This window comes from Ruegeria sp. BG7, from assembly GCF_056535685.1.
In genome coordinates, this window is the sequence record NZ_JBQFIU010000001.1 from 2,599,148 (window position 1) to 2,624,623 (window position 25,476).

Consider the following 25,476-nt stretch of genomic DNA (forward strand, 5'->3'; position numbering starts at 1 on the left):
AGGTCTCTGAACATTGCCCAACAGGCAAGGACGACGTTGCGGGAGGGGGCGGGCTGCGATAGGCAGGCCCGCATGAGTGAGACCTATGACCCCCCTCAAACCCCGCTGGATGTATTGCACGAAGACGCGCAGTTGATCGTGGTGAACAAACCGTCTGGCCTGCTTTCGGTGCCAGGGCGTGGTGAACATCTGGCGGATTGTCTTCTGACGCGGGTGCAGGCTGCGTTTCCTCAGGCATTGCTGGTGCATCGGCTGGACCGGGATACATCCGGTGTCATGGTTTTTGCCCAAACGCCCCATGCACAGCGCAATCTGAGTGTGCAGTTCGAACAGCGTCAGACGCGCAAAACCTACGTCGCTCGTGTCTGGGGGCGCTTGGAGCCAAAGACCGGCACAGTGGACCTGCCTTTGATTGTGGACTGGCCCAACCGGCCCCGACAAATGGTCTGCAAAGACACCGGAAAGCCCGCGCTCACCGATTGGCGCGTTGTAAAACATGAGGGCGACACAACGCGAGTGCGCCTGTTTCCCAAAACCGGACGGTCTCATCAGTTGCGGGTTCATATGCAGGCGTTGGGTCATCCAATTCTGGGCGACCCGTTTTATGCAACAGGTCCGGCGGCGGATTTTCCAAGGCTGATGCTGCATTCGGAAGAACTGCGCCTGAAACACCCAGAAGGCGGGGTTTCGATGAAATTTCGTGCCGGGGCCGATTTTTGACGAATTCGCATCCCAGTTGGCGGCTAATTGCCGATCTCACTGGATTGTTGCTTGAGACCCAACACCCTGGCCGTGATATACTGAGGAAAACCAAACGCACCTGACAAACGGGTGTTGGAGCAGAAGGTGATGTCATGACGATTTCCAAGTTTATTCTGGCCACGGGGCTGAGTTCAGTCCTTGTTCTTTCGGCCTGTACAGATCCCGGCACATTGTCGGCGCAAAGCGATCCGAACCAGAACGCCAAACAGGGTGCCGTTTTGGGGGGTCTTGTCGGGGCGGGCATTGGCGCGATCGCCAATAACTCGAACCCGGGTCTGGGCGCGTTGGCAGGGGCCGCAATTGGCGCAGCCGGTGGTGGCCTGATCGGCAACCAGTTGGACAAACAGGCGGCTGAGCTGCGTCAGCAATTGGCAAATGACGGAATCACCATCGTCAATGCGGGTGATCGTCTGATCGTGACGGTCCCAAATGATATTACCTTTGACACTGACAGCTCGACCGTGCGCCCGGGATTGCGGTCCGATCTGGTGAAAGTGGGCCAGAATCTGGTCAATTACCCCAACTCGAACGTGCAGATCATTGGTCACACGGACAGCGACGGTGACGCGGGTTACAATCAAGGGCTGTCTGAGCGTCGCGCAAACGCAGTTGCGGATATCCTGCAGGCCAATGGTGTCAGCTTTAATCGCATCACGACAATTGGTCAGGGCGAAAACAATCCCGTCGCCTCGAACCTGACACCGGAAGGCAAGGCTCAGAACCGACGGGTTGAAATCGTTGTTGTGCCCAGTGGAAACGCGTAACGCGGATTAAGCATTATGCACGGGGTCGCCATTGGCGGCCCCGTTTGCGCATTGACTGTGCGTCAAATGGGGTTTGGAACAGATCAAACTCGGGCTAGTTTTCAGAAAATCACTGAAACGGAGTCCCCCTAGATGTCTCAACCCACACTCCTCGGCTTGTCTGGATCCCTGCGTCAGGATGCAACCAACCGCAAGCTTTTGCGGGAAGCGGCCCGGTTGTTTGCTTCGGCCAACTTTGTCGAAGCAGACCTGAACCTGCCCCTTTATGACGGAGATCTGGAAGAGGGTGAGGGCGTTCCGGCAGCGGTGCAGTCTTTGGCGGACCAAATCGCACAGTCAGATGCGGTTATCATCTCGACGCCGGAATACAACAAAGGTCCATCGGGCGTTTTGAAGAACGCGCTGGATTGGGTCAGCCGCACACAGGGCAATCCGTGGGCCGACAAACCGGTTGCCGTTATGTCGGCGGCGGCAGGTCGCGCTGGCGGTGAGCGCGCGCAGATGATCCTGCGGTCGTTTATGGTGCCCTTCCAGCCGCGCATTCTGCAGGGGCCTGAAATCCATCTGGCAGACAGTTCGAACGCGTTCGACGAACACGGAAAACTGACCTCTGACCGGTATGAAAAGTCACTGCATAAACTGATGCAGAAACTGCGGGCCGAGGCCGGTTTTTGAAACTGGCCCGCGTATTAGGCATGGCACGTTCGGGCTGACGAGCCTCAAAGGATGGTGTTGGGTCTATGCGCCCATCTCGTAGAGCGCATCGATTACAATGAGGCGTCGGGCCGGAAATCTTCGGGAATTTCATCCCGGCCTTCCAACATCAGATCAGCCATGACCTCGGCGATCTTGGGGGCCATGCCAAAACCGATTTTGAAACCTCCATTGGCGATAAACTGACCCTTGTGCAGTGGATGCGCACCTAACATTGGTGCGCGGCTTTTGCTGCGGGGGCGGACACCGGCCCAGCGCTCTATTACCTCGGCCCCGTGCAGCAGCGGCAGGGCGCGCGTTGCGCGATCGATCACATCGTCCAGAGCGCTGTCTGTGCTGGTCGGATCGTCATATTCCCGTTCCGACGTTGACCCGATGGCAAGTGTTCCGTCCGCGTGGGGTACGATATGTATCACATCGGCAAAGAGCTGAGGGACCTCTCCGGCGTCAAAGCGCAACAGGGCAGCTTGCCCTTTGACGCCGTTTCCGACGGTCTTGCCATAGGCATCGTTGAGCTCTTGTAACCCGGCAAGGCCAGTTGCGTGCACAACCTGTCCTTGGTTTTCAGCGTTATTGACAACGTGAACGCCCATAACCTCAAGGGCGGCCACAAGCGCAGCGCAGGCTCGTCGAGGGTGCATCCGCGCGGTCAGAGTATCCCGGATGACAAATCCGGTGGGGCTGGGCGGACACCATGTACCAGCCTGTGCGGTGGTGATCACGCGCCATTCGGCTTGACCTTGCCAAAGTTTATCTGCCGTACCTTCGCGCTGCCGCGCCAGGTCAAGGCTGCGGGCATCCGGGATGGGCTGAAGGCGACCCAACCGACCATAACCGGGGGAAACGCCGCCGGTTTCTTCGATTTGCCGCCAAAAAGGTTCAGCCATGATCAGACTGTCGAACTGAAAGGCTTTCTTGGCGTTCCAGTTTTCCGGCACATGCGGGGCCAATGCACCGACCAGACCGCCGCTGGACCCGGCACCGGGCCCGAACGGATCGACAACCTGCACCTTTGCGCCGCGTCGGGCACAGACCCACGCGATGGACAGGCCGAAAATCCCTGCGCCGCGCACCGTCACATCGACCATTGCCAATTCCCTTTTCCTTGTTCAGTGTCGCGCCGCTTAGCTACAGGATTCCGAGATGGCAGACCAGCGTGCCAAATTGACGTGGACGGAGGATCAGATACCGGTCTCGGATCGTTTCGACGATCCCTATTATTCTTTGCAGAACGGGCTAGAAGAGACGCGCCACGTGTTCCTGGCTGGCAACGATCTACCTGCGCGATTCACACCTGGTTTTCACATCGCCGAACTTGGTTTTGGAACTGGGTTGAACCTGCTGACGGTATGGTCTGAGTGGGAGAAATCCGGCCAAACCGGACCTTTGCGGTTTACCAGTTTCGAAGCTTTCCCAATGGCCACGGAAGATATGCATCATGCGCTGAAGGCGTTTCCCGAGTTGAAACCGTGGAGCAGCCGGTTTCTCGCACACTGGACGGGTCGCGAATGCATGCTCGAAACTCTTCAGTTCGAGGTGATCATTGGTGATGCGCGTGAGACTTTGCCAAAATGGGCCGGAAAGGCGGATGCCTGGTTTCTTGACGGGTTTTCGCCCGCCAAGAACCCGGAACTGTGGGGGGCGGACCTGATGCAAGAGGTTGCAATCCACACCGCGGCAGAGGGGACAGCCGCCACCTATACCGCCGCTGGTTTTGTACGTCGGGGGTTGGAGGATGCTGGTTTCAACGTGATGCGCACGTCCGGCTATGGCCGCAAGCGACATATGACACGGGCAATCAAAGCATGACGCAGAAGAACAATATCGGTGCAGGCATCGCCCTGATGGTGGGTGCCACGATTGTGTTTGCCTTGCAGGACGGTATCTCGCGGCATCTGGCCGGGACCTACAACACCTACATGGTCGTGATGGTCCGCTATTGGTTCTTCGCGGCGTTTGTCATTGCACTGGCGGCACGATCACCCGGTGGGTTGAGGGCAGCCACGCAGACAAATCAGTTGGGTCTGCAAATAACCCGTGGTGTGTTGCTGGCGGCCGAGATCTGTGTCGCCGTCTTTGGGTTCACCATACTCGGTTTGATCGACAGCATGGCTGTCTTCATCTGCTATCCATTGCTTGTTGCCGCGCTAAGCGGGCCGGTATTGGGCGAGCAGGTCGGGTGGCGCCGGTGGAGCGCGATCGGGGTGGGGTGCATTGGCGTTCTGATCATTTTGCAACCAGGTGCGGGCGTATTTAACCCTTGGGCGATCATTCCCCTCATCTCGGCCCTGATGTTTGCAGTCTACGCCCTGCTGACCCGCTATGCCGCCCGGCAGGACAGCACAGCCACCAGTTTTTTCTGGACAGGTGTCGCCGGCTCCGTCGCAATGACTCTGGTCGGAATTTGGTTCTGGGAGCCGATGGTGCCTGCTGACTGGGGCTGGATGGCGCTACTGTGCGTCAGCGGCGCGTCTGGTCACTGGTTGCTGATCAAGTGCTATGAGATGGCCGAGGCGAGCGCGGTGCAACCCTTCGCCTATTTCCATCTGGTCTGGAGCGCGATGCTGGGTATTTCAGTCTTTGGCGAAACGCTGCGCCCTGAAGTTGTGGCAGGCGCAGCGATTGTTGTGGCCGCAGGGCTGTTCACCTTATGGCGCGAACGCCGCCAGAGATGATCCGATCAGTTCTTGTGAGAACGGGATCGGAAGCGCGGGCTGTCCCAGTCGCGCGCGGTAGACAGGCAGGCTTTCGGTCACGCGCATCACGTAGTTGCGGGTTTCGCTGAAAGGTATCGTCTCGATCCAGTCAACGATATCAACTTCGCCGGTGCGCGGGTCTCCAAAACGCTCCATCCACGAGATTGGGCGCCTGGGTCCCGCGTTATACCCGGCGGCCATCATCACCACGTTGCCGTTGAAATCAGCTGCCAGACCCGAAAGATAGTTGGCCCCCAGCTTGGCGTTGTACTGCCAATCCGTGGTAAGCCGTCCCGTCTGGTGGCCACTGAGAATGCCTAACTCACCCGCGACCAGCTTGGCCGTCGCAGGCATCACCTGCATCAGACCGCGCGCGCCCGCGCCACTAATAACGACAGGATCAAACTCGCTTTCGCGCCGCGCAATCGCCAGCGTCATTTCCTTGGCCATCGGTAGGCGCATGTCTGCGACCGGATGCACCGGGTAGTAGGCTGCGGGCAACACCGTGCCCGTGGTTGCCGCCCGCTTGGCGATCATCACCGCCAGGTGTGGCTGTTTCAGCTCGATGACCAGGTCACCAAGTTGATTGGCCTGCACCGGATCAAGGCTTTCGACCAGATGTGTCAGGAACCTCTCGGAGAGGTTGCCCTCTCCGGCCTTCAACAGCAGCAAGCCTGCTTCCAAAACACTGGACTCAGCGAACTCTGCCTGCCGCCAATGCGGTGCGCGGCGTGGATTGGCCAGCTCTGCATCAAACGGCCTGCCGATCCGTTCCGCAGCAAGCAAGCCATAGAACGAAGTCTGGTAATCCGCCCCCATCGCATAAGCGTCATATGCTTTGTCCGCATCACCCTGCGCTGCATACGCGCGTCCAAGCCAGTAACCACCACGCCCTTTCGAAATTGGTGATTTAACCGCGTCGGAAAAATTCTGGAAATGCCTTACGGCGGTTGCAGGGTCATTCAGCTTGCGCAGGGCCAGAAACCCCGCCAGCCACTCCAGATCGGCATAGCCATAGCCCATTTCAGGGGTCATGTGGTGATTGGCGGCCACGTCATATGCGCGTGCAGATCGTCCAGACCGCATCTCAAGCCGTGCCAGGCGGCGGCGCCCTTCGGCCCATTTGTCAGGCTCGCCCAACGCATCCGGCCCTGTTGAACGCGCCAGCATCAGGTCTATGGCGCTGTCGTCCAATTCCTTCTTGTCCCGCCAGACAAAACGGTCAAAGGCAAGCCCGGGCGCATCCATCAGAGATTTCGGGACTGCTGCCACCTTGCCGTCCACACCCGGCTGACGCTTTTGCAATGCGATTCGCGCCTCGGCCAGCTTGCGTTGGTCAGCACTGACCAGCGGCAGCATTTGGCCCGCGCTGACCAGATGACCATCCCACAACATCCGGTCCAGCCGCGCCGCGTGATGTGGTTTCAACAGCTTCGCAAAGTTTTCCAGATACGTCTTTTGTAACCCCGAACCCATCGGCATGGTCCGCCACGCCGTGACAATATCCGCTTCGGCGTCCCCCACGCGTCCTTTTGCTTTTAAGGCGATTGCATAGTTCAGCGCGCCCTCAGCCGTCTGAGGAGGCATGTCAGTGTAGAATTTCAAAACCCTATCCGGGTCAGCGCCGGTAAAGACGGGCTCGCTCTTGCGGCGCAACCATGCCATTCCGGGCCAGTCCGGACGGCGTTCGAGAAACACCAGCACATCGCCCGAGCTGCCGAATCCCTCGCGCAGCCAGTGCCAGACGATGACGTCTCGGGAAACAGAGCCGCGTTGGCCTGAAACCCTCAACGCGGCATTCCAGTCGCCCTTTCGCATTTCATAAAGCCCGGCGCGCAAATCACCAGCGGCATCCGCCCGCGCAAGCTGCGGTGCCGTCACTGAATACACAATCACAGCAATCAAAAGTGCCAGAATGCGTGTCATACCTTGCATTTCCCAACCAACCGAGGATAGAGCCTGTGAGGATAAACCGTGCGTCGCCGGGATCAACTCACAAAGCTGGAAACGTGAGGGACCGAGGCGTAAAAACCGCAAAATGCACCTTAAAGGAGCGTGTCATGTTCAAAGGCTCAATGCCAGCCCTCGTCACCCCGTTCACCAACGGCGAGTTGGACCTGAAGACGCTCAAACACCTTGTGGAGTGGCAGATTGCCGAAGGCTCGACCGGGCTGGTGCCGGTTGGAACCACGGGCGAAAGTCCCACGCTCAGCCACGATGAGCATGAAACGGTTATCGAAGAGGTCGTGAAAACAGCGGCGGGTCGCGTTCCGGTCATCGCCGGTGCCGGATCGAACAATACGGTCGAAGCCGTTCGTTTTGTGCAATTCGCCAAAAAGGTCGGCGCGGATGCAGCGCTGGTTGTCACCCCGTACTACAACAAGCCAACCCAACGCGGCCTGATCGCGCATTTCCAGGCTCTTCACGAAGCTGCGGATATTCCGATCATCATTTACAATATCCCCGGACGGTCCGTTGTTGACATGACACCGGCCACTATGGGTGAGCTTTCCAAGCTGCCACGCATCGTTGGGGTTAAGGACGCAACGGGCGATCTGGCCCGTGTCAGCCAACAGCGCGCGACCTGCGGCGCGGATTTCTGCCAACTGTCTGGTGAAGACGCGACTGCGCTTGGATTCAACGCCCATGGCGGCGTTGGCTGCATCTCGGTCACGGCAAACGTGGCACCCAAATTGTGCGCCGAATTCCAACAGGCCACACTGGCCGGAGACTATGCAAAAGCGCTGGACTATCAGGATAAGCTGATGCCTCTGCACGAGGCCATCTTTATCGAACCGGGTCTTGTCGGTGCCAAATACGCGCTCAGCAAACTGGGCCTTTGCAGCACCGAAGTGCGCTCACCTCTCACCGAGCTTGAGGACGGCACCAAGGCTGCAATCGAGGCCGCAATGGCGCATGCCGGTCTGATCTAAGTCGGACCCGAAATGACAAAAGGGCGGCCTCAAATCCCGAGCGCCGCCCTTTTCATTTGCCGGATCCAATCTTCATCTGGCTAAAATACCTCGGGGAGATGCGCGGTACGCGCAGCGGGGGCAGAGCCCCCTTCTCACCGTTTCCCGTAGTAAAGCCCAACAACATGCTCTGCCTGCGCAAAGAACAACCAGCGCGACGTTGCTACGCCCGCCAGATGCGACGCCACCGCCAGCAAGGCAAAGAGGTGCTTGATCACGACGCCCGAGACCGGGATCAGGATCAGCAGCAAAGGCAACACAAACGCCAGAACAAAGGAAATGATCCGCAGTTTCTGCACGTGTTTGCGCCCAACCACGTGGACGAATTCGCGCAACAGATAGTTGGTGCCCGTATGCGGCGGCTCGAAGGCGCGCACATCACCGCGGGCGCCCAGCCCAGTGGCGGTGCTCAGCGAAGTGCCGGATCGCGCGAATGCGCCGTCGCCCTTGGCCCAGTAAGCAAGCTGTACTGCCCCGGCAATGGCAAGCAACCAGGGGGCCAGAGTTTCAGCCCCGGACAACAGGGCACCTCCGGCCAAGCTGAAGGACAGGAACAGGATTGGCGTCAGTTCCATGTTCCAGCGCGGGATGGTCTTGAGCTGGGTGTAGATCATCGAGGTGGTAAACACGGTCGCAAGACTGAAAAACGCGCCGAGCCAACCCAGAACTGTCCAATGGCTGCCCAGAAAAACTGCGCCGAATGCATAAAGCCCCATGACCACCAGGGCCGCCACGGCACAGACCCCTTCTCGGCTGAGCCAGCTCGATTTCCATTGGCTGAACGCCTTCCAGGCGCGTTCGGGGTGGCCCAAATGGAAGGTTGAGGCCAGCAAACCACCCACTGCCAGCGCATATGCGATGACGTAAAATACGAATGCCACAAAGCCTGTCACCGCAGGCTGGCCAAGCCCGAGGAAAAACAGCAAGCCGAATCCCAACCCGGACAAAGTGGTGAAGATAATAACGGACGGTGCGGGATGCATCAGAGTTTCTCCAACGTCTTGTCGAGCCAGCCGAGGAACCCCTTGGGTTCTTCAGCGACCGGTGCCAGCAGGGGGGCCAAAATGTCGATCTGGTCCTCAACCGTGTCCTTGGGGCGTGGCGGCAGGTATTTATTGACGGGTTTGGTGCCCATTTCAGGCATCAGGTCCATACCGCCCCGATCTGCGACGAGTTTGCTGACATCGCTGTCAGGGTCGCCCAAATCGCCAAAGTGCCGCGCGCCGGCCGGGCAGGTGCGCACGCATGAGGGCACACGATCTACCTCGGGCAGGTTTTCGTTGTAGATACGGTCGACACAGAGAGTACATTTTTTCATGACGCCTTCTGCTGCATCCAGCTCCCGGGCACCGTATGGACAGGACCAGGCGCAAAGACCGCAGCCAATACAGTCGCTTTCATTAACCAACACGATACCGTCTTCGATGCGTTTATAGCTGGCGCCGGTTGGGCAGACAGTGACACAGGGAGCATCTTCGCAATGCAGGCAAGATTTCGGGAAGTGTATCAGTTGAGCGTGACCCTGTTCCGGCTGTACCTCATAGGAATGTACGCGGTTCAAGAAGGTGCCGGACGGGTTGCCACCGTAGGCGTCTTGGTCCGACAGAGGCGCGCCGTAGTTTTCCGTGTTCCATCCTTTGCAAGAGATCACGCAGGCGTGGCAACCGACACAGGTGTCCAGGTCGATGACCAGACCCATTTTACGTTCGGTGGATTGGGGGAGCTGGGTCATGTCAAGGAACCTCGGCAGTTATGGGCGGGGGAGGGGGCCAGCCCCCTCTTGAGCCTTTGGCTCAATTCACCCCCGAGATATTTTTGGCCAGATGAAGAACGGATCCGGGTCATTTGCCGACCTTCCATGCGATATCTTTCGGGCCGGTGCCAACGGGCGATTTGATCGGCTCAAATTCGGGTTGGCTTTCGGTATCTGTCGGAGGGGCGGCTTTTTCGATTTTGACCTTGAGGTCGAACCATGCAGCCTGACCAGTCACCGGGTCAGAGTTGGCCCACCGCATCCCGTCGCCTTTGGGCGGCAGCAGTTCGTGGATCAGGTGGTTGAGGAGGAAGCCTTTGGTGGCTTCTGGCGCGTCCTCTTGCAGAGCCCACGCGCCTTTTCGTTTACCAATGGCGTTCCAGGTCCAGACGGTGTTGTCGTTCAGTGCGGCCATTTCCATGACGGGCACGGTGATTTCTCCGTGCGGAGAGGTGACCTTGGCCCAATCGCCATCGCTCAGCCCATGTTCCCGCATCAGTTTGGTTGGGACGTAGAGCGGGTTGCGTCCGTGCAGCTGGCGCAGCCAGGCGTTCTGAGTGCCCCAGCTGTGGTACATCGCCATCGGGCGCTGGGTCAGTGCGTTGACTGTAAAGCCTTCGTTGCCCTGCTGGTCGGGTTCATACCAGATCGGCAGCGGGTCCATCGTGTTTTTGATCCGCTGGCGCAGGTGATCCGGCGGCTGGCGGTCACCCTGCCCTTCTGCGGCCAGTTGGAACTTGCGCATAGGCTCGGAATAAAGTTGGAACAGGTATGGCTGCGGGCTGTCATAGAGCCCCATGCCAACAGCCCATTCCTGATAGGCCGCGTTCCAGGGTTTGTAGTAATCCGCGCCTTCGGGGATGTGCGCGACGTAGAAACCACCGTTTTCGATATAGCGGTTCAGCTGGTCGGGATTGACCTCTCCACGCCCTTCCATGTCGCCGTTTTCACCGCGGAACCCGGCAAGCGGGCCGATACCCGGCTTGCGCTGGTGGTTCACGATATAGTCGGCGTAGTCTTTCCACTTGGGCGTCCCGTCTTCGTTGGTGAAGCCCGGCAGGCTCATGCGATTGGCGAGTTCGATCAGAACCGACTGGAAGCCGCGCACGTCGCGGTCAGGCTCAATCACCGGCCAGCGGATCGCGTCGGCGGCGGCGTCGGCCTCGCAAATCGGGCGGTCAAGCAGCGAGATACAGTCGTGCCGTTCCAGATAGGTGGTGTCAGGCAGGATCAGGTCAGCATAAGCCACCATTTCCGAGGAGTAGGCGTCGGAATAAATGATATGTGGTATGACGTATTTGCCGTCTTCGTTGCGCGCCGTCAGCATCTCCATCACACCTTTGGTGTTCATGGAGGAGTTCCACGACATGTTCGCCATGTACATGAACAGCGTGTCGATCTTGTAAGGATCACCAGCTGCGGCATTCGAGATCACCATGTGCATCAGCCCGTGGGCGGACATTGGGTTTTCCCAGGTAAAGGCTTTGTCGATACGCTGCGCCGTGCCGCAATCGTCAATCAGTAGGTCCTCTGGCCCACGTGGGAAGCCTAGGTGGGGCCCTTCCAGCGGGCGACCAGGACGGCGGTCGCCGTGGGGGGTGGGGTGCGCCTCGACCGGTTTGGGGTAGGGCGGTTTGAAGCGGAAGCCGCCGGGGACCTCGACCGTGCCCAATAGGATTTGCAGCACATGCAGTGAGCGACACGTTTGAAACCCGTTGGCGTGGGCCGAGATACCACGCATGGCGTGGAAGCTGACCGGGCGGCCAATCATTTTGGAGTGTGTCTCGCCCCGGAAGTCGGTCCATTCTTGATCCAGCTCGATGGCTTCGTCAAAGGCAACACGGGCGATTTCCGCCGCGATGGCGCGGATGCGTTTGGCCGGGATGCCGCAGCGCTCGGCCACAGCTTCGGGGGCGTGGTCGTCGCTCAGGTATTTCTCGGCCATCAGGTGGAAGACGGGTCGATGCGTGACGCCGTCTTTTTCATAGGTTGCCGCCAAGTCTGGGCGGACGCCGGGTTTGTTGAACGCGGTGGGTTCGCCGGTCGCACGATCTATCACTAGCGGCTTGCCGTCGGCGTCGCGCAGGAACAGGCCCTTTTCAGGCCCCTCCGCAGCATTCACCAGCACTGGCGCGTTGGTGTAGCGGCTAAGATAATCGAGATCGATTTTTCCTGCTTTCATCAGCACGTGGATCAGAGACAGAATGAACAGACCATCCGTGCCCGGCGTAATCCCGACCCAGTCGTCTGCCACGGCGTTATAGCCGGATCGGATCGGGTTCACACCGATCACCCGCGCGCCGCGTGCCTTGATTTTGCCGATACCCATCTTGATTGGGTTGCTGTCGTGATCTTCGGCCACACCAAACAGCATGAACAGCTTTGTATGATCCCAATCGGGCTGGCCGAACTCCCAGAAAGCGCCACCCATGGTGTAGATGCCGCCCGCAGCCATGTTAACCGAACAGAACCCGCCATGGGCTGCATAGTTCGGGGTGCCGAAGTTTTGCGCCCAGAAGGACGTGAAGCTTTGACTTTGGTCTCGGCCAGTAAAGAAGGCAAGTTTTTGCGGGGCGGTCTCGTGCAGTTCATTCAGCCAGCCAACGGCGGTGCTGATCGCTTCATCCCACTCGATTTCGCGAAACTCGCCCGAGCCGCGCGGGCCGACCCGGCGCAGCGGTTTGCGCAGGCGTGACGGGGCATTGACCTGCATGATCCCGGCGCTGCCCTTGGCGCACAAAACACCTTTGTTTACAGGGTGGTCGCGGTTGCCTTCGATATAGGCAACCTTGCCATCTTTCATGTGTACGTTGATGCCGCAACGGCAGGCGCACATATAGCACGTGGTCTTGCGAACCTCGTCCGAAACCTTCGGAGACGTATCAAGGATCGGCTGCTGATGGGTCATTGGCGGGTCCTGTCGGTTATGTCGGGATGAATGTGTCAGTTTCTTCCCGATTTGAGAACACTGTTCCGAGAAACGGTGTGAAAGAGTGCATTACGTTTTGCTGGCTTGCAGGGCGGTCACGGCGATCATTTGGGTTACATCTTCGGCGCTACAGCCGCGCGACAGGTCGTTGGCCGGCTGGGCCAGTCCCTGAAGCACGGGGCCAATTGCGGTATAGCCACCCAGCCGTTGGGTGATCTTGTAGCCGATATTGCCCGCGTCGAGATTTGGGAAAATCATTACGTTGGCTTGACCGGCGACGGATGAACCGGGGGATTTGCGGTCGCCCACCGAAGGGACAAAAGCGGCGTCAAACTGCAACTCTCCGTCGACAGACAGATCAGGTGCTGTCTGACGCAAGGTGTCAGTGGCTTCGATCACCTTGTCCACGTCCGTGTGTTTGGCGCTGCCTTTGGTCGAAAAGCTGAGCATCGCGATCTTGGGTTCGACCTGCAGAAGAGTTTTTGCCGAAGCGGCCGAGGCGATGGCGATTTTGCTCAACTCAGAGGCAGACGGGTTGATGACCAGACCGCAGTCTGAATAAAGCATCGCCCGCGCACCGGGTTGGGCGTTTTCAGGCGGGTACATCAGAAAAAAAGACGACACCATTCCGGCATCTGGGGCCATTCCGATCACTTGGATAGCCGCGCGGACGATGTCGCCGGTTATGTGAACCGCGCCGCCTACCGTGCCGGTGGCGCGCCCGCTGCGTACCAGCATGGCGGCGTAGACTGGCGCTGATTCAACGGCAGCGCGGGCTTTGGTCAGATCCACGCCCTTGTGCTGACGAAGTCCGAAGAACGTCTGAGCAAACTCCTCGGTCAGGTTCGAGTTCACGGGGTCATGCACAGCGACGCCCGGTGAAGGCACCGCCCCTTGATCTTTCAGGGCGGCTTCGACTTCGGCTTGCGGGCCGACCAGGATTACGTCGGCCAGATCGGCCTTGTGGGCGGCAAGCGCCCCCGCAACAACACGGGGATCACTGCCTTCGCATAAAGAAATAACAGGGCGGATGGCCGGAGCGTTCTGCCGCAACAGCTCAATGGGTGTCAGGGTCATTCGCTCCGGCCTCGTCCTTTGTTTATACGGCTTGCTCGCGCATGTCGTCAGCCGAAACGCCCGCAACTGCGACAGGCTTTTTCATCGCGTCGCGGCGGAAGGGTTCACCCAGTTCCTGATTGATCATAGCTTCGATCAGGGTGGTGATGCCGTTCTTCTGATCCTCGATCGCCTGGTTCAACGCTGCGGTCAATTCGTCCTGCGTGCGGGCGATAACACCCTTCAGGCCGCAGGCATTTGCGATACCGGCGTATGACACTTTGGTGTCCAGCTCGGTCCCGACGAAGTTGTCATCGAACCACAGGGTCGAGTTGCGCTTTTCCGCGCCCCACTGGTAGTTGCGGAAGACGATCTGAGTTACGGCGGGCCATTCTTCGCGGCCAATTGCAGTCAGTTCGTTCACGGCGATACCAAAGGCACCGTCACCGGCGAAGCCGACAACCGGAACGTCCGGCTGGCCGATTTTCGCACCCACGATGGCGGGCAGGCCATAGCCGCAGGGGCCGAACAGGCCGGGGGCCAGATATTTGCGGCCTTCCTCGAAGGACGGATAGGCGTTGCCGATCGCGCAGTTGTTGCCGATGTCGGACGAGATGATCGCCTCTTTCGGCAGCGCGGACTGGATTGCGCGCCATGCCATGCGAGGGCTCATCCAATCGGGCTTGGCGGCACGTGCACGTTCGTTCCAGCTGGTGCCCGGATCGTCATCTTCGTGATCCATGCTCGAAAGCTGCTGCGCCCAAGCGGATTTCTTTTGCGCGATCTTGGCTTTGCGGTCCGCGCGGCCCTCGTCACCCGCGGTGTCCGACAGCTGGGCCAGAATCCCGTTTGCGACCTTGGCCGCATCACCGACGATGCCGACGCTGACTTTCTTGGTCAGACCGATGCGGTCGGGGTTGATGTCGACCTGGATGATTTTGGCATTGGCAGGCCAGTATTCCATGCCGTATCCGGGCAGGGTCGAGAACGGGTTCAGACGGGTGCCCAGGCACAGAACCACATCTGCCTCGCTGATCAGCTCCATCCCAGCTTTCGAACCGTTATAGCCCAGCGGACCGGCGAACAGTGGGTGCGAACCGGGGAAGGCGTCATTGTGCTGGTAGCCAACGCAGACCGGCGCATCCAGACGCTCGGCCAGGGCTTTCGACGCGTCGATACCGCCTTCGGCCAGAACCACACCGGCACCGTTCAGAATTACAGGGTTTTTGGCGTTCGACAGCAACTCGGCCGCCTGCGACACAGCGGTTTCACCGCCCGAGGGGCGCTCGAATTCAACAATAGCAGGCAGATCAACGTCGATAACTTGGGTCCACATATCGCGGGGGATGTTCAGCTGAGCCGGACCGCTGGCGCGTTTGGCCTGCATGATCACGCGGTTCAGAACCTCGCAGACGCGGGACGGGTCACGAACCTCTTCCTGATAGGCAACCATGTCTTCGAACAGCTTCATCTGCTCGACTTCCTGGAACCCACCCTGTCCGATGGTTTTGTTCGCCGCCTGCGGGGTAACCAGCAGCAGCGGGGTGTGGTTCCAGTAGGCGGTTTTGACAGCGGTCACGAAGTTGGTGATGCCAGGGCCGTTTTGCGCGATCATCATCGACATCTTGCCGGTGGCCCGGGTATAGCCATCGGCCATCATGCCGGCGCTGCCTTCATGGGCGCAGTCCCAGAACATGATTCCAGCTTTTGGGAACAGATCCGAGATCGGCATCATCGCCGAGCCAATGATACCGAACGCATGTTCGATCCCGTGCATCTGCAGAACCTTAACAAAGGCTTCTTCGGTCGTCATCTTCATGTGAGTGCTCTCCAAACAAGTGGGTGAAGCCGGGCAAAGAGCCCGGGGTTTGATACGGTTTTGGCGTATGGGTGCGGCTGGCGTTAGGGCCAAAACGAAACCCAAATTAGGTCCAGATGCCGCTCAGGTAGTTCGAATGGCGTCTGCAATCAATTTTACACCTGGTGCAATGCGGTCGGTCGAAATGGAGGAGTAACCGAGGCGGTAGTAATTCTGTGGCCTGTTCGGACCAGAGAAAAACGGGGCACCAGGTTCAATGTGAACGCCCTGGGTCTGCAACCTCAATGCCAGTTGGGTTGTGTCGATATGCTCGGGCGCAGACATCCACATTGATGAGCCGCCAATCACGCCGCGCCCGGCCACGGTCAGCCCGCTTTCTTCTATGGCGGAATCCATTGCATCGCGCCGTTCTTGCAGGGCATTTGACATGCGCCGGATTTGCGCGTCGTAATGGCCCAGTGAAAGGAAATACGCGGCCGTGCGCTGAATGTGCCCGGGTGGGTGGCGCAGAACCAATGACCGAAGCGCGCGTGCCTCTCGGATAAAGGGCTCAGAGCCAACCATGTATCCAAGCCGCAGACCGGGGAACAGCGACTTGGAAAAACTGCCGACGTAAATCACACGTCCATCCCGATCCATAGACTTGAGTGCCGGAGACGGCGCACCCCGAAAGGCCATTTCGAACTCGTAGTCATCCTCGACAACCATTGCATCCAATTCGCGTGCTCGATCCAGCAGTTGATCGCGGCGCGCGATAGGCATTGTTGCCGTCGTCGGGCTTTGATGGCTGGGGGTGGTAAAGATAACGTCGGCGTCGTCTGGGATCGTCTCGGGTGGCAGTCCGTTCTGATCGACGCTCAAGGGCGTTACCGCGCAGTCCCAATGGTTCAGCAGGCTCCGCAGCGCGTAATAGCAGGGGTCTTCGATCACTGCAGATCGATTGTGGGTCAGCAAAATACGCGACGCCAGCCAGAGTGCGTTCTGCGCGCCCAAAGTGATCAGAATCTCTTCGGGGCGGGCTGCAATGCCGCGTCTGGGCAGAGTGTGGCGGGCGATGAACTCGACCAGAAGCGGGTCATCCTGATCCACGTAATCCCCGGTTAGCGAATCGAAGTCCTTGTGTCCCAACGCGCGCACGGCGCACAAGCGCCAGTTGGCGTGATCAAACAATGACCGGTCGGCCTGACCGTAGATGAACGGATAGCGGTATTCGCGCCAGTCGCTGGGTTTTGGCAGAACGTCACTGTCCAGAAAGCGACGGGCCAACGCTTTGTCCCAGTCAACGGATTCTGTGCCGCGCTGGACAGGCGAGTACTTCGGTGGAACGGGCGCGTTATGCGAAACATAGTACCCAGATCGCCCCTTGGCCGTCAGGTAATCATCCGCCAGCAATTCGGTATAGGCCAACGTGACGGTGATCCGGCTGACGCCCAGATGTGCAGCCAGTTTTCGCGATGATGGCAGTTTCTCTCCAACATGAAAGCGGCCCGACAGAATGCCCTCGGCAATCATCTGCTGGATTTGGGCCTGCAGCGTGCCCTGACCGTTGAGTTCTAGAAAGAATGTATCGACCGAAATCCCCATGCCTGCTTATAGGTTGGACTTAAAGGGCGTGCAATCTGGACTTACGCAATCTGGGCGTATTTCAACGACCCGGTTGACTGGGAAACATTATTAAACTAAATAACCAGAAATCTAGTTTAATGGAGGCGACTCATGTGGGAAGCTGCTGCTGCCGGATTTTCTGCGATGGGCTCGGAGGCCCGGCTGAAAGTCCTCAAGACCTTGGTTCGGGCTGGTGAGGCCGGTTTGACGGTTGGCGAGATTCAAAACCGGACGGGCATTGCTCCGTCGACTTTGGCGCATCACCTGCGGTTTCTTGCGGCCGGTGGTGTGGTTGAACAGGAAAAGATTGGTCGGACCACGATCAACCGAGCTTGTTATGACGAATTGAGAAACCTGGCGCAGTTCATTCTCAGCGAATGCTGCGCCGATGAAGTTGGAAAGGCCGCGAACGATGGCTGAGTTGACACAAAACCCGCGCGTGACGGCCAAGGGGGTGCTGGACCTGATCAAGACGCCTTGGGCGCTGATCGTCGTGATCCTTGTCGCGGTAGCCGTTCTGGACCCCGGCAATCTGCGTGAGGTGGTAACGTTTGCCGCAAAGGCTTTAGCCCATACAGGGCAATACATCCTGTTTGCCGTGCTGTTGCTGTCGTACCTAAAGGCGACCGGAGCAGAAGTGATGGTGGCGCGCGCCTTTGAGGGGCGCGAGACCCGAATGATCTTTCTGGCCGCGTTGTTCGGTGGATTGGCTCCGTTCTGTTCCTGTGAGGTCATTCCCTTTATCGCGGGCCTTCTGGCGCTTGGCGCGCCGCTGTCTGCGGTCATGGCGTTCTGGCTCAGCTCACCCTTGATCGACCCGCCGACGCTTTTGATTACGGCTGGCGCGCTGGGGTGGCCTTTTGCCATCGGCAAAGCGGTCGCGGCGGTCGCACTTGGCCTGTTCGGAGGCTTCGCGGTTCGGCTGCTGATGCGCCAGGGTGCGTTTGCCCAACCGTTGCGCGCGTACAAACCCGCCGGGTGCTGCGGATGTGGGCCGAAACTGGACGACAAGCCGGTCTGGAAATTCTGGCAGGAGCCCGAGCGCCGCGCTCGGTTCCGCTCGGAATTCGTGCACAACGGTTTGTTCCTGTTGAAATGGCTGGCTCTGGCCTATGTACTCGAAGCCCTGTTGGTCAACTACGTGCCTGCCGACCTGATCGCTGGCGCGGTGGGTGGAGAAGGTGTGCTGCCCATCGTTGTCGCTGCCTTAGTGGGTATGCCTGCTTATCTGAACTCCTACGTGGCACCACCGCTGTTGGCTGGATTGATGGAACAAGGAATGACTGCGGGTGCCGCCATGTCTTTCATGGTCGCTGGTGCCGTCAGTTCCATCCCGGCAATGGCCGCCGTCTGGTCGCTGGTCAAACCCCGTGTGTTTGCAACCTATTTGGGCCTTGGTGTGGGCGGAGCAATTATCGCGGGCATCATCTTTCAGATGGTGTGACTAAAAAAGCCACCCGGTGTCAGCGTCGGGTGGCTTTGCGTCTAGGTGTTAGCCAATTAACTGCCTTCGCACAGGCTTGGCAGTTTGAACCGGTACCGCGCCTCACCAGATTCGACATAAACGCGTTTCTCGATGCAAGCTGTGGTGCCTACGGTCTGGGAAATGGGCGACTCGGTCGACGTGATTGAAGTTGCCGAACCATCGGGCAGCCGGACCGAGGCGATAACACCGTTCCTGAGATCACCATTGACCGGGGTCGCCGACAGCACTGGAACGGTCAGGAAAGCTTCGTGCTCGTGTTTGCCCTCATCCCCCAGCAGATAGAGGGTTGTGACGATGGCAATCATCACAGCGCCACCGGCCAATCCAAGACCCCATGTTTTCACAAAGGCATAGATCGAAACGGCGCGGTGCGGGCCAAAGATCGCTGATAGAATGCTTAGCATGACAAGTCCGTCAAAAAAGTCCCAGCCGTTCCGACCGGGGCTGATTCTACGTTACGGGCGAAGATCGTCTTCGTCTTCGTCATCCGCCCCGCCTTTGGGCAGATTGAAGAAGCTGTCGGCGTCGATGATCGCCTCTTCGTCTTTTTCTTCTGCTGGCTCGTCGGACAGCGAGAAGGTTTCGAGCCCTTCGATGGCCGTCGGGATTTTCGGCGCGGCATCCATTTCCAGAGACTGTTCCGTCGAGACCAGTTTGCGACGCTCATCATCGCTCATCACACCGCCTTCGGCCGCTTTCTTTGCGGCTGCTTTCTGAACGGCTGTGTCCAGCTCGGACTGCTTGCAAAGGCCCAGAGCAACCGGATCGATGGGTTGCATGTTGGTGATGTTCCAGTGGGTACGCTCGCGGATCGACTGGATTGTCGGTTTCGTGGTGCCCACCAGCTTGGCAATCTGGCCATCGCTGAGTTCGGGGTGGAACTTGACCAGCCACAGGATCGAGTTCGGACGGTCCTGACGCTTGGACAGCGGGGTGTAACGCGGACCACGGCGTTTTTCTTCGCCAGCGGCCGAAGGATTGAACTTGAGCTTCAGCTTGTGAAGCGGGTTGTTCTGCGCCGCGTCGATTTCGTCCTGGGTCAATTGGTTGTTGGCAATCGGGTCAAAGCCTTTGACGCCTGCAGCCACATCACCATCAGCGATGCCCTGCACTTCCAACTCGTGCATTCCTACGAAATCCGCGATCTGCTTGAAGCTGATCGTGGTGTTGTCCACCAGCCATACGGCGGTTGCCTTGGCCATAAGCGGTTTTGCCATCAGCCCGTCTCCTATACATACATCTGTCCCGTCGCCGGAATTCGGCGGCCCCGGGGATTTGGGGCAGGTTTCCGTTGTCGGGGAACTTGGGGCCTATATAGTCGCGGCACGGCAAGAAGGGAAGAGGCGAATGCGCCAAGGTATTTCAGGGCTGGTATTGTGGATCTTCAGCGCGGTTGCCGCGCTGGCCGAAGGCGAAAAGGCCGGAGAGTTCGATTACTATGTTTTGTCGCTCAGCTGGTCGCCCAACTGGTGTGCCCGCGAAGGCGACGCGCGCGGGTCCGATCAGTGCGATGCGCGGCATGACCACGGTTGGATTTTGCATGGCCTGTGGCCACAGTTCCATCAAGGCTGGCCGTCGTATTGCAGAACGCCCGAAGCACCGCCGACCCGACGCATGACGCGTGAAATGGAAGATATTCAGGGCAGTGCGGGCTTGGCCTGGCACCAGTGGAAGAAACACGGCACCTGTTCCGGGCTGTCGGCAGCCGACTATTTCGCGCTGTCCCGGCGCACCTATGACGCGGTTGAGCGCCCGGAGGTCTTCCGCAAGCTGGACGCATCCGTGAAGTTACCCGCCGAAGTGGTCGAAGAAGCGTTTCTGAAGGCCAATCCCGAACTAGAGCGCGATATGATCACCGTCACGTGCAAGCAAGGCTATATCGAAGAAGTCCGCCTGTGCCTGTCACGCGACCTTGACCCCGTGCCTTGTAGCCGCGACGTGATCCGCGACTGCACCGCCAAGGACGCATTGTTCGATCCGATTCGTTAAAGCTTCTTGTTCTGGCAGTCGCGGGCATAGTCCAGTGCTTTGGCGGTTCCTTTGAGGTCGATGGCCATGACCACCTCCCCAGCCGGATTGTAGACGGTCATTGTCTTGTTCTGGGCGATTGCGTCGACGAAGCTTCGGTCGGTGAAGAAGACAGTCGCGCCCGGCACGTCGCGCTCGTTGAACCCGATGGCCGTGGCATCATAGCTTTTGCCGTCCAGATCAAAGCGGATCGAATAGCTCTCACCCTGTTTAATGTCGCCCCACGCCTTGTTGTAGACCGCGAAATAGCCGCGATTACCCAGCGCGTCATAGCCCAGCCGCACGACCGAGAGGTCCTGGTACACCGTCTGGATCAGGCATCCGTTACCAAGCGCGGGGTCCATCATGATGTTCCAGCCTTCGACGAAGCCCTTGTCGACAAGTTCCTGCGACAGGGCGGCAGTTGCGGTGAAGGTGGCGAAGGTGAGGGCGAGAAGGCGGGTCATAACGTATTCCAATCAAAGGGATCAAGTCTGAGGCATTCTACTACGCGCGTACGGAAGGCAAAGGCCCTTTTGCTTTTTAGCGACCTTTTTGACTCCGGGTCTTGATCCATGCGCAAGGGTGAACCCTGCTATGATGGCTTGGGAAGCAACTTGAAAACCGATCGCTGACCAATAGTTTTACGACTCAGCAGTTTAAGGAGCATTAGATGTCTCAGTTTCCAAGGACTTTTTCACATATCGGGTTGTCTGTTCCAAACGTGGACGAAGCCGTAAAGTTCTATTCCGAGGTCTTGGGGTTTTACGTCATCATGCCGCCCACGGACGTGGTGGAGGATGGCTCGGACATTGGGGTCATGTGCACGGATGTTTTCGGCCCGGACTGGAGGAAATTGCGTATCGCACATCTCGCGACAGCGGACCGGATTGGAATTGAACTTTTTGAGTTTGACGGGAATTACGCGCCCGAAAACAACATCGATTTCCGCAGAAATGGAACGTTTCACTTTTGCATTCAGGACCCCGATGTCGAAGGTCTGGTCGAGAAGATTGTGCAGGCTGGTGGAAAACAGCGCATGCCGATCCGGCACTATTACCCCGGAGAAAAGCCTTACCGCATGGTCTATGTTGAAGACCCATTTGGTATCGTATTCGAACTCTACAGCCACTCGTATGAGCTGACCTACTCGTCTGGTGCTTACACCTGAAGCCTGCGAGCATGCTTTGATAAGCGTTGGGGCGACAATGCAGTTGTCGCCCTGGTCCAATACGGCCCGCTATATTTCCTTTCGCGCCCTTAGCGCGGCGGTGATCGTCCCGTCATCCAGATAATCCAATTCTCCGCCAATCGGCACGCCCTGCGCTAGTGAGGTCAGGCGAACCTGTCCTTCCAACTGATCAGCAATGTAATGCGCCGTGGTCTGGCCATCGACGGTGGCATTCAGCGCAAGGATGATCTCGGTAATCCCCTCGGCCATCACTCGGTCTTTGAGGCGGGGAATGCGCAACTCGTCCGGGCCAACCCCGTCCAGCGCCGACAGCGTGCCACCCAGAACGTGATAGCGGCCTTTGAAGACGCCCGCGCGCTCCATCGCCCAGAGGTCGGCCACGTCTTCGACCACGCAGAGCTCTCCGGTTGCACGGTCTTCGCTGTTGCAGATGTCACAGATATCGGTGGTGCCCACGTTCCCGCAGTTCAGGCATTCGCGGGCGGTCACGGCGACTTGCTGCATGGCATCAGACAAAGGTGTCAGCAGCAAAGCGCGTTTTCGGATCAGGTGCAGCACAGCGCGACGGGCCGAACGCGGGCCGAGGCCGGGCAGTTTGGCCATCAGGTCGATCAGGTTGTCGATGTCGCTGTTCGAACTCATGGCCTGTCCTGTCTTGCGCCGGAGGGAGCCTCCGGCGGGAGTATTTCAAAAAAGATGAAGCTCAGAACGGCAGCTTGATGTCTGCGGGCAAGCCCATGCTTTCGGTCAGTTTGGCCATTTCTTCCTGCGAACGTTCAGCGGCTTTGGTTTGGGCATCCTTGATGGCCGCCAGGATCAGGTCTTCGACCACTTCCTTGTCGTCACCGTTGAAGATCGACGGATCAATATCCAGACCTTTCAGTTCGCCTTTGGCGGTTGCAGTCGCCTTGACCAGTCCAGCCCCGGATTCACCGACAACCATCATGTTGTTCAGCTCTTCCTGCATTTCGGTCATCTTGGTTTGCAGGTCCTGCGCGGATTTCATCATCTTGGCCATGTCACCCAGACCGCCAAGCCCGCCGAGTCCTTTCAGCATAGTATTCTCCTGTATCTCTGCTTGGGTTCTAAATACGGGCCGCAGCCGCGTGGCACAAGGGTTCCCGCGTTTGACGGTGAGGTCTTTGGAAACGCGCCTCCCTTTGTCGCGCAGTGGCAGGTTGCGCGTTATGTGAAGGCAAGGATTGGGTTTGCCGCACGGGCTTTGCCGAGACTTAGATTTTGGAACCGGGTGATCACGGTAACCTCAATAGACGCGTCACCGGCTCAATCCTCTTCGAACGGGTCCCACTCATCCTCGACTTCGGGCAGCGCCTCGGTCTCGACTTGGGCGGCGCGCTGTTCCGGTGTCTCGATCTTTGTGATCCTGGCCCTGGGAAATTGAGCCAGTACAGCCTGAACCAGCGGGTGTTGTTCGGCTTCGGCTTTCAAAGCCAGTTCGGCCTTGTCCCGAATTTCAGCAATTGTCGGCGCATCCCCGTTCGAGACGATCGAGACAGCCCACCGGTTTCCGGTCCAGCGTTGCAGGGCCGAACCCAGCCTGGGCGCAAGGTCTGTCGGTGCCTGCGTGGCTGGGGTGAATTCGATCCGACCGGGTTGGTAAGATACAAGCCGCACTCCGTTTTCCACTTCGACCAGAAGCTTCACGTCGCGGTTGGCGCGGATCAGTTCGACCACGTGCTCAAAGGTCGGGTAACGGGCCAGGGCGGTCTGAACATCCAGAGCCAACGCGGCAACGGGAGCGCCGCTTGAGCCGCGTGGGGCCGAGGCGTATGTGGATGCGGGGGTGGCGCTGGCCTGCGCGGGTGTTGCACCCTGCCGAGACATCGAGGTGCCGCCGCCAGGTCCACCTGCCGGAGGCGCTGGAGTGTCCTGCAGCCGCTTGACCAGTTCTTCAGGGCTGGGCAGATCAGCAACGTGGGTCAGGCGAATAACGGCCATCTCAGCGGCCATCATCGCGTTTGGCGCGGCTGAAACTTCTTCGAGCGCTTTCAGCAACATCTGCCACATCCGGGTCAAAACGCGCATCGGCAGGGCCTCTGCCATGTGCTGGCCACGGCTCCGTTCGTCAGGCGAAACGGTTGGGTCTTCGGCGGCGTCGGGCGTAATTTTGACGACGGACACCCAATGGGTGATTTCGGCCAGATCGCGTAAGACGGCCAGTGGGTCTGCGCCCTCAGCGTATTGCCCGCTGAGTTCCGTCAGCGCACCCGCCGCGTTGCCCCGCAGGATCATGTCCATCAGGTCCAGAACGCGGCCACGGTCCGCAAGGCCCAGCATTGCGCGGACCTGCTCGGCAGTGGTTTCACCCGCCCCGTGCGAAATCGCCTGATCCAGCAGCGAGGTTGCATCCCGTGCCGATCCTTCCGCGGCACGTGTGATCAGCGCCAGCGCGTCATCGGCGATTTGGGCATCTTCGGCGGTTGCGATCTTTTGCAGAAGCCCGATCATATCTTCGGGCTCGATCCGGCGCAGATCAAAGCGCTGACAGCGGGACAGAACCGTGACCGGCACTTTGCGGATTTCGGTTGTTGCGAAGATAAACTTCACATGTTCAGGCGGTTCCTCGAGCGTCTTGAGCAGCGCGTTGAAAGCGCTGGTCGAGAGCATGTGGACCTCGTCGATGATGTAGATCTTGTAACGCGCGCTGGCGGCGCGATAGCGGACACTGTCGATTATTTCGCGAATGTCATTCACACCGGTTCGGCTGGCGGCGTCCATCTCCATCACATCGACATGGCGGCCTTCCATGATCGCCACGCAATGTTCGCATTGCCCGCAAGGCTCGGTCGTCGGGCCGCCATTGCCGTCGGGGCCGATGCAGTTCATACCCTTGGCGATGATCCGCGCGGTGGTGGTTTTGCCGGTGCCGCGAATGCCGGTCATGATGAAAGCCTGCGCAATCCGGTCCGCTTCGAATGCGTTTTTCAGGGTGCGCACCATGGCGTCCTGACCCACCAGATCGGCAAAGGTTTCCGGGCGATATTTGCGGGCGAGAACCTGATAGGCGGGGCTGGGCGTGTCGGTCATGTTTTCTCGGTCGGATTCGGTGCTTCGGCTCAGCGTAGTGGCCGCTGCCTTCCGCGTCCACTGCGAGGCGCGATGATTTTTGATTTAGATTCCGACCGGATTCGCACTAAGCTGTTCCAACAAAATTTAAGACTCATTTTTGTAAAGAGTTCCTGGTGGAGGACACACGTTCATGTCGCAGCTGGTTATCTATGCCCTGCAAGTCGCAGGAGGAACGCTGGCCCTGACGTCTATACCCGGACATGGCGGGGACTATGAGACGGATCTGGATACGATTGCCGCGTGGAAGCCGGGGATTGTCATTTCAATGACAACGGATGTCGAGATGCTTCAGCACGGGGCGCAGGATTTTGGCAGCGATATTCAAAGCCGCGCCAGCCGGTGGGTGCATCTGCCGATCGAAGACTTTGGCGCACCAACGGCGGCGGTTGAAGAGGCGTGGCCAGAAGTTAGCGCCGCCGCCCGGCATGCCCTGGCTGGAGGAGGCCGAGTGCTGGTGCATTGTCGGGGCGGCTGTGGCAGGTCGGGGATGGTTGTCCTGCGTCTGATGGTCGAGTGCGGCGAACGGGCTGACAAGGCGCTGGAGCGTCTGCGCTCGCTGCGCCCCTGTGCTGTGGAAACAGACGCGCAGCTGGCTTGGGCGGCCCGGGTTTCCCCGGCGCAGGTGGTGTGA

25 protein-coding genes are annotated in these 25,476 nt (G+C 58.9%); 11 read left to right on the top strand and 14 right to left on the bottom strand.

Translation table 11 applies throughout. The features are described from left to right. The first annotated feature begins 72 nt into the window (after nucleotides 1-72). The 3 genes from ACR3EH_RS12920 (at nucleotide 73) to ACR3EH_RS12930 (ending at nucleotide 2,201) form a co-directional block, all read left to right on the top strand. Nucleotides 73-720: an RluA family pseudouridine synthase gene (locus tag ACR3EH_RS12920; RefSeq protein ID WP_171188681.1), complete on the top strand. Its 648-nt coding sequence runs from the start codon at nucleotides 73-75 to the stop codon at nucleotides 718-720. 134 nt (nucleotides 721-854) lie between these two features. Continuing rightward, on the top strand, nucleotides 855-1,526 hold the full coding sequence (locus ACR3EH_RS12925) for a YiaD family glycine zipper/OmpA-like lipoprotein (RefSeq protein ID WP_171188683.1): 672 nt from the start codon (nucleotides 855-857) through the stop codon (nucleotides 1,524-1,526). A 132-nt stretch (nucleotides 1,527-1,658) separates the two neighbouring features. Further along, on the top strand, nucleotides 1,659-2,201 hold the full coding sequence (locus ACR3EH_RS12930) for an NADPH-dependent FMN reductase (RefSeq protein WP_171188685.1): 543 nt from the start codon (nucleotides 1,659-1,661) through the stop codon (nucleotides 2,199-2,201). Nucleotides 2,202-2,293: 92 nt separating this feature from the next. On the opposite strand, the gene ACR3EH_RS12935 is transcribed toward ACR3EH_RS12930, so the two are convergent. After that, nucleotides 2,294-3,328, bottom strand: a complete 1,035-nt coding sequence (locus tag ACR3EH_RS12935; RefSeq protein WP_171648390.1) for an NAD(P)/FAD-dependent oxidoreductase — start codon at nucleotides 3,326-3,328, stop codon at nucleotides 2,294-2,296. A 55-nt stretch (nucleotides 3,329-3,383) separates the two neighbouring features. Between ACR3EH_RS12935 and mnmC2 the strand changes: the two genes are divergently transcribed. Then, nucleotides 3,384-4,049 carry a tRNA (5-methylaminomethyl-2-thiouridine)(34)-methyltransferase MnmC2 gene (gene mnmC2, locus ACR3EH_RS12940; RefSeq protein ID WP_171188688.1) on the top strand — a complete coding sequence of 222 codons (666 nt, stop codon included), beginning with the start codon at nucleotides 3,384-3,386 and terminating at the stop codon, nucleotides 4,047-4,049. Continuing rightward, complete coding sequence (locus tag ACR3EH_RS12945; protein WP_171095913.1) at nucleotides 4,046-4,915, top strand: DMT family transporter; 870 nt, start codon at nucleotides 4,046-4,048, stop codon at nucleotides 4,913-4,915. The genes mnmC2 and ACR3EH_RS12945 overlap by 4 nt, the downstream gene beginning before the upstream one ends. Here ACR3EH_RS12945 and ACR3EH_RS12950 read toward each other — a convergent pair. Further along, on the bottom strand, nucleotides 4,889-6,862 hold the full coding sequence (locus tag ACR3EH_RS12950) for a lytic transglycosylase domain-containing protein (protein ID WP_171188690.1): 1,974 nt from the start codon (nucleotides 6,860-6,862) through the stop codon (nucleotides 4,889-4,891). The genes ACR3EH_RS12945 and ACR3EH_RS12950 overlap by 27 nt on opposite strands. 134 nt (nucleotides 6,863-6,996) lie before the next feature. Here ACR3EH_RS12950 and dapA point away from each other — a divergent pair, with 134 nt between their 5' ends. Further along, nucleotides 6,997-7,869, top strand: coding sequence for a 4-hydroxy-tetrahydrodipicolinate synthase (dapA, locus tag ACR3EH_RS12955; protein ID WP_171095918.1), 873 nt, complete (start codon nucleotides 6,997-6,999; stop codon nucleotides 7,867-7,869). A 134-nt stretch (nucleotides 7,870-8,003) separates the two neighbouring features. Here the strand turns inward: dapA and ACR3EH_RS12960 are convergent, their stop codons facing one another. From ACR3EH_RS12960 to pdxR, 6 genes are all read right to left on the bottom strand, one after another. Then, the gene (locus ACR3EH_RS12960; protein WP_171188693.1) at nucleotides 8,004-8,891 is read right to left on the bottom strand and encodes a dimethyl sulfoxide reductase anchor subunit family protein; all 888 of its coding nucleotides are present in this window, start codon (nucleotides 8,889-8,891) and stop codon (nucleotides 8,004-8,006) included. Then, on the bottom strand, nucleotides 8,891-9,640 hold the full coding sequence (locus ACR3EH_RS12965; protein WP_171095922.1) for a 4Fe-4S dicluster domain-containing protein: 750 nt from the start codon (nucleotides 9,638-9,640) through the stop codon (nucleotides 8,891-8,893). Before ACR3EH_RS12965 ends, ACR3EH_RS12960 begins: the two co-directional genes overlap by 1 nt. A gap of 109 nt (nucleotides 9,641-9,749) precedes the next feature. Continuing rightward, on the bottom strand, nucleotides 9,750-12,569 hold the full coding sequence (locus ACR3EH_RS12970; RefSeq protein ID WP_171676436.1) for a molybdopterin oxidoreductase family protein: 2,820 nt from the start codon (nucleotides 12,567-12,569) through the stop codon (nucleotides 9,750-9,752). A 90-nt stretch (nucleotides 12,570-12,659) separates the two neighbouring features. After that, nucleotides 12,660-13,667, bottom strand: coding sequence for a phosphate acetyltransferase (gene pta / locus ACR3EH_RS12975; RefSeq protein WP_171188697.1), 1,008 nt, complete (start codon nucleotides 13,665-13,667; stop codon nucleotides 12,660-12,662). 22 nt (nucleotides 13,668-13,689) lie between these two features. Then, a complete protein-coding gene (gene xsc, locus ACR3EH_RS12980) occupies nucleotides 13,690-15,465 on the bottom strand; it encodes a sulfoacetaldehyde acetyltransferase (protein WP_171188699.1) in 1,776 nt (591 codons plus the stop codon). 123 nt (nucleotides 15,466-15,588) lie between these two features. Continuing rightward, nucleotides 15,589-17,049 (bottom strand): MocR-like pyridoxine biosynthesis transcription factor PdxR, encoded by a 1,461-nt coding sequence (pdxR, locus tag ACR3EH_RS12985; protein ID WP_171676434.1) that lies wholly within the window; start codon nucleotides 17,047-17,049, stop codon nucleotides 15,589-15,591. Nucleotides 17,050-17,181: 132 nt separating this feature from the next. Between pdxR and ACR3EH_RS12990 the strand changes: the two genes are divergently transcribed. Both ACR3EH_RS12990 and ACR3EH_RS12995 read left to right on the top strand, forming a co-directional pair. Continuing rightward, the gene (locus tag ACR3EH_RS12990; RefSeq protein WP_171095930.1) at nucleotides 17,182-17,490 is read left to right on the top strand and encodes an ArsR/SmtB family transcription factor; all 309 of its coding nucleotides are present in this window, start codon (nucleotides 17,182-17,184) and stop codon (nucleotides 17,488-17,490) included. Further along, the gene (locus ACR3EH_RS12995) at nucleotides 17,483-18,514 is read left to right on the top strand and encodes a permease (RefSeq protein ID WP_171188702.1); all 1,032 of its coding nucleotides are present in this window, start codon (nucleotides 17,483-17,485) and stop codon (nucleotides 18,512-18,514) included. The genes ACR3EH_RS12990 and ACR3EH_RS12995 overlap by 8 nt, the downstream gene beginning before the upstream one ends. A 56-nt stretch (nucleotides 18,515-18,570) precedes the next feature. Here ACR3EH_RS12995 and ACR3EH_RS13000 read toward each other — a convergent pair whose 3' ends face one another. Both ACR3EH_RS13000 and ACR3EH_RS13005 read right to left on the bottom strand, forming a co-directional pair. Beyond that, nucleotides 18,571-18,960, bottom strand: coding sequence for a hypothetical protein (locus ACR3EH_RS13000; protein ID WP_171188704.1), 390 nt, complete (start codon nucleotides 18,958-18,960; stop codon nucleotides 18,571-18,573). Nucleotides 18,961-19,011: 51 nt separating this feature from the next. Next, nucleotides 19,012-19,773, bottom strand: a complete 762-nt coding sequence (locus tag ACR3EH_RS13005; protein ID WP_171095938.1) for a DUF1013 domain-containing protein — start codon at nucleotides 19,771-19,773, stop codon at nucleotides 19,012-19,014. A 130-nt stretch (nucleotides 19,774-19,903) separates the two neighbouring features. On the opposite strand from ACR3EH_RS13005, the gene ACR3EH_RS13010 reads away from it, so the two are divergent. Then, nucleotides 19,904-20,545 carry a ribonuclease T2 family protein gene (locus ACR3EH_RS13010; RefSeq protein WP_171188706.1) on the top strand — a complete coding sequence of 214 codons (642 nt, stop codon included), beginning with the start codon at nucleotides 19,904-19,906 and terminating at the stop codon, nucleotides 20,543-20,545. Here the strand turns inward: ACR3EH_RS13010 and ACR3EH_RS13015 are convergent. After that, nucleotides 20,542-21,030, bottom strand: coding sequence for a hypothetical protein (locus ACR3EH_RS13015; protein ID WP_171188708.1), 489 nt, complete (start codon nucleotides 21,028-21,030; stop codon nucleotides 20,542-20,544). The genes ACR3EH_RS13010 and ACR3EH_RS13015 overlap by 4 nt on opposite strands. A 206-nt stretch (nucleotides 21,031-21,236) precedes the next feature. Here ACR3EH_RS13015 and ACR3EH_RS13020 point away from each other — a divergent pair, with 206 nt between their 5' ends. Further along, entirely contained in the window at nucleotides 21,237-21,734 is a 498-nt protein-coding gene (locus ACR3EH_RS13020; RefSeq protein WP_171188710.1) for a lactoylglutathione lyase family protein, read from the top strand. 69 nt (nucleotides 21,735-21,803) lie between these two features. Here the strand turns inward: ACR3EH_RS13020 and recR are convergent, their stop codons facing one another. From recR to ACR3EH_RS13035, 3 genes are all read right to left on the bottom strand, one after another. Continuing rightward, nucleotides 21,804-22,397 (bottom strand): recombination mediator RecR, encoded by a 594-nt coding sequence (recR, locus tag ACR3EH_RS13025; protein ID WP_171188712.1) that lies wholly within the window; start codon nucleotides 22,395-22,397, stop codon nucleotides 21,804-21,806. Nucleotides 22,398-22,458: 61 nt separating this feature from the next. After that, on the bottom strand, nucleotides 22,459-22,812 hold the full coding sequence (locus ACR3EH_RS13030) for a YbaB/EbfC family nucleoid-associated protein (protein ID WP_170347293.1): 354 nt from the start codon (nucleotides 22,810-22,812) through the stop codon (nucleotides 22,459-22,461). Between the two features lie 227 nt (nucleotides 22,813-23,039). Next, complete coding sequence (locus tag ACR3EH_RS13035; RefSeq protein WP_171188713.1) at nucleotides 23,040-24,803, bottom strand: DNA polymerase III subunit gamma/tau; 1,764 nt, start codon at nucleotides 24,801-24,803, stop codon at nucleotides 23,040-23,042. Nucleotides 24,804-24,975: 172 nt separating this feature from the next. On the opposite strand from ACR3EH_RS13035, the gene ACR3EH_RS13040 reads away from it, so the two are divergent. Continuing rightward, on the top strand, nucleotides 24,976-25,476 hold the full coding sequence (locus ACR3EH_RS13040; protein ID WP_171095953.1) for a protein-tyrosine phosphatase family protein: 501 nt from the start codon (nucleotides 24,976-24,978) through the stop codon (nucleotides 25,474-25,476).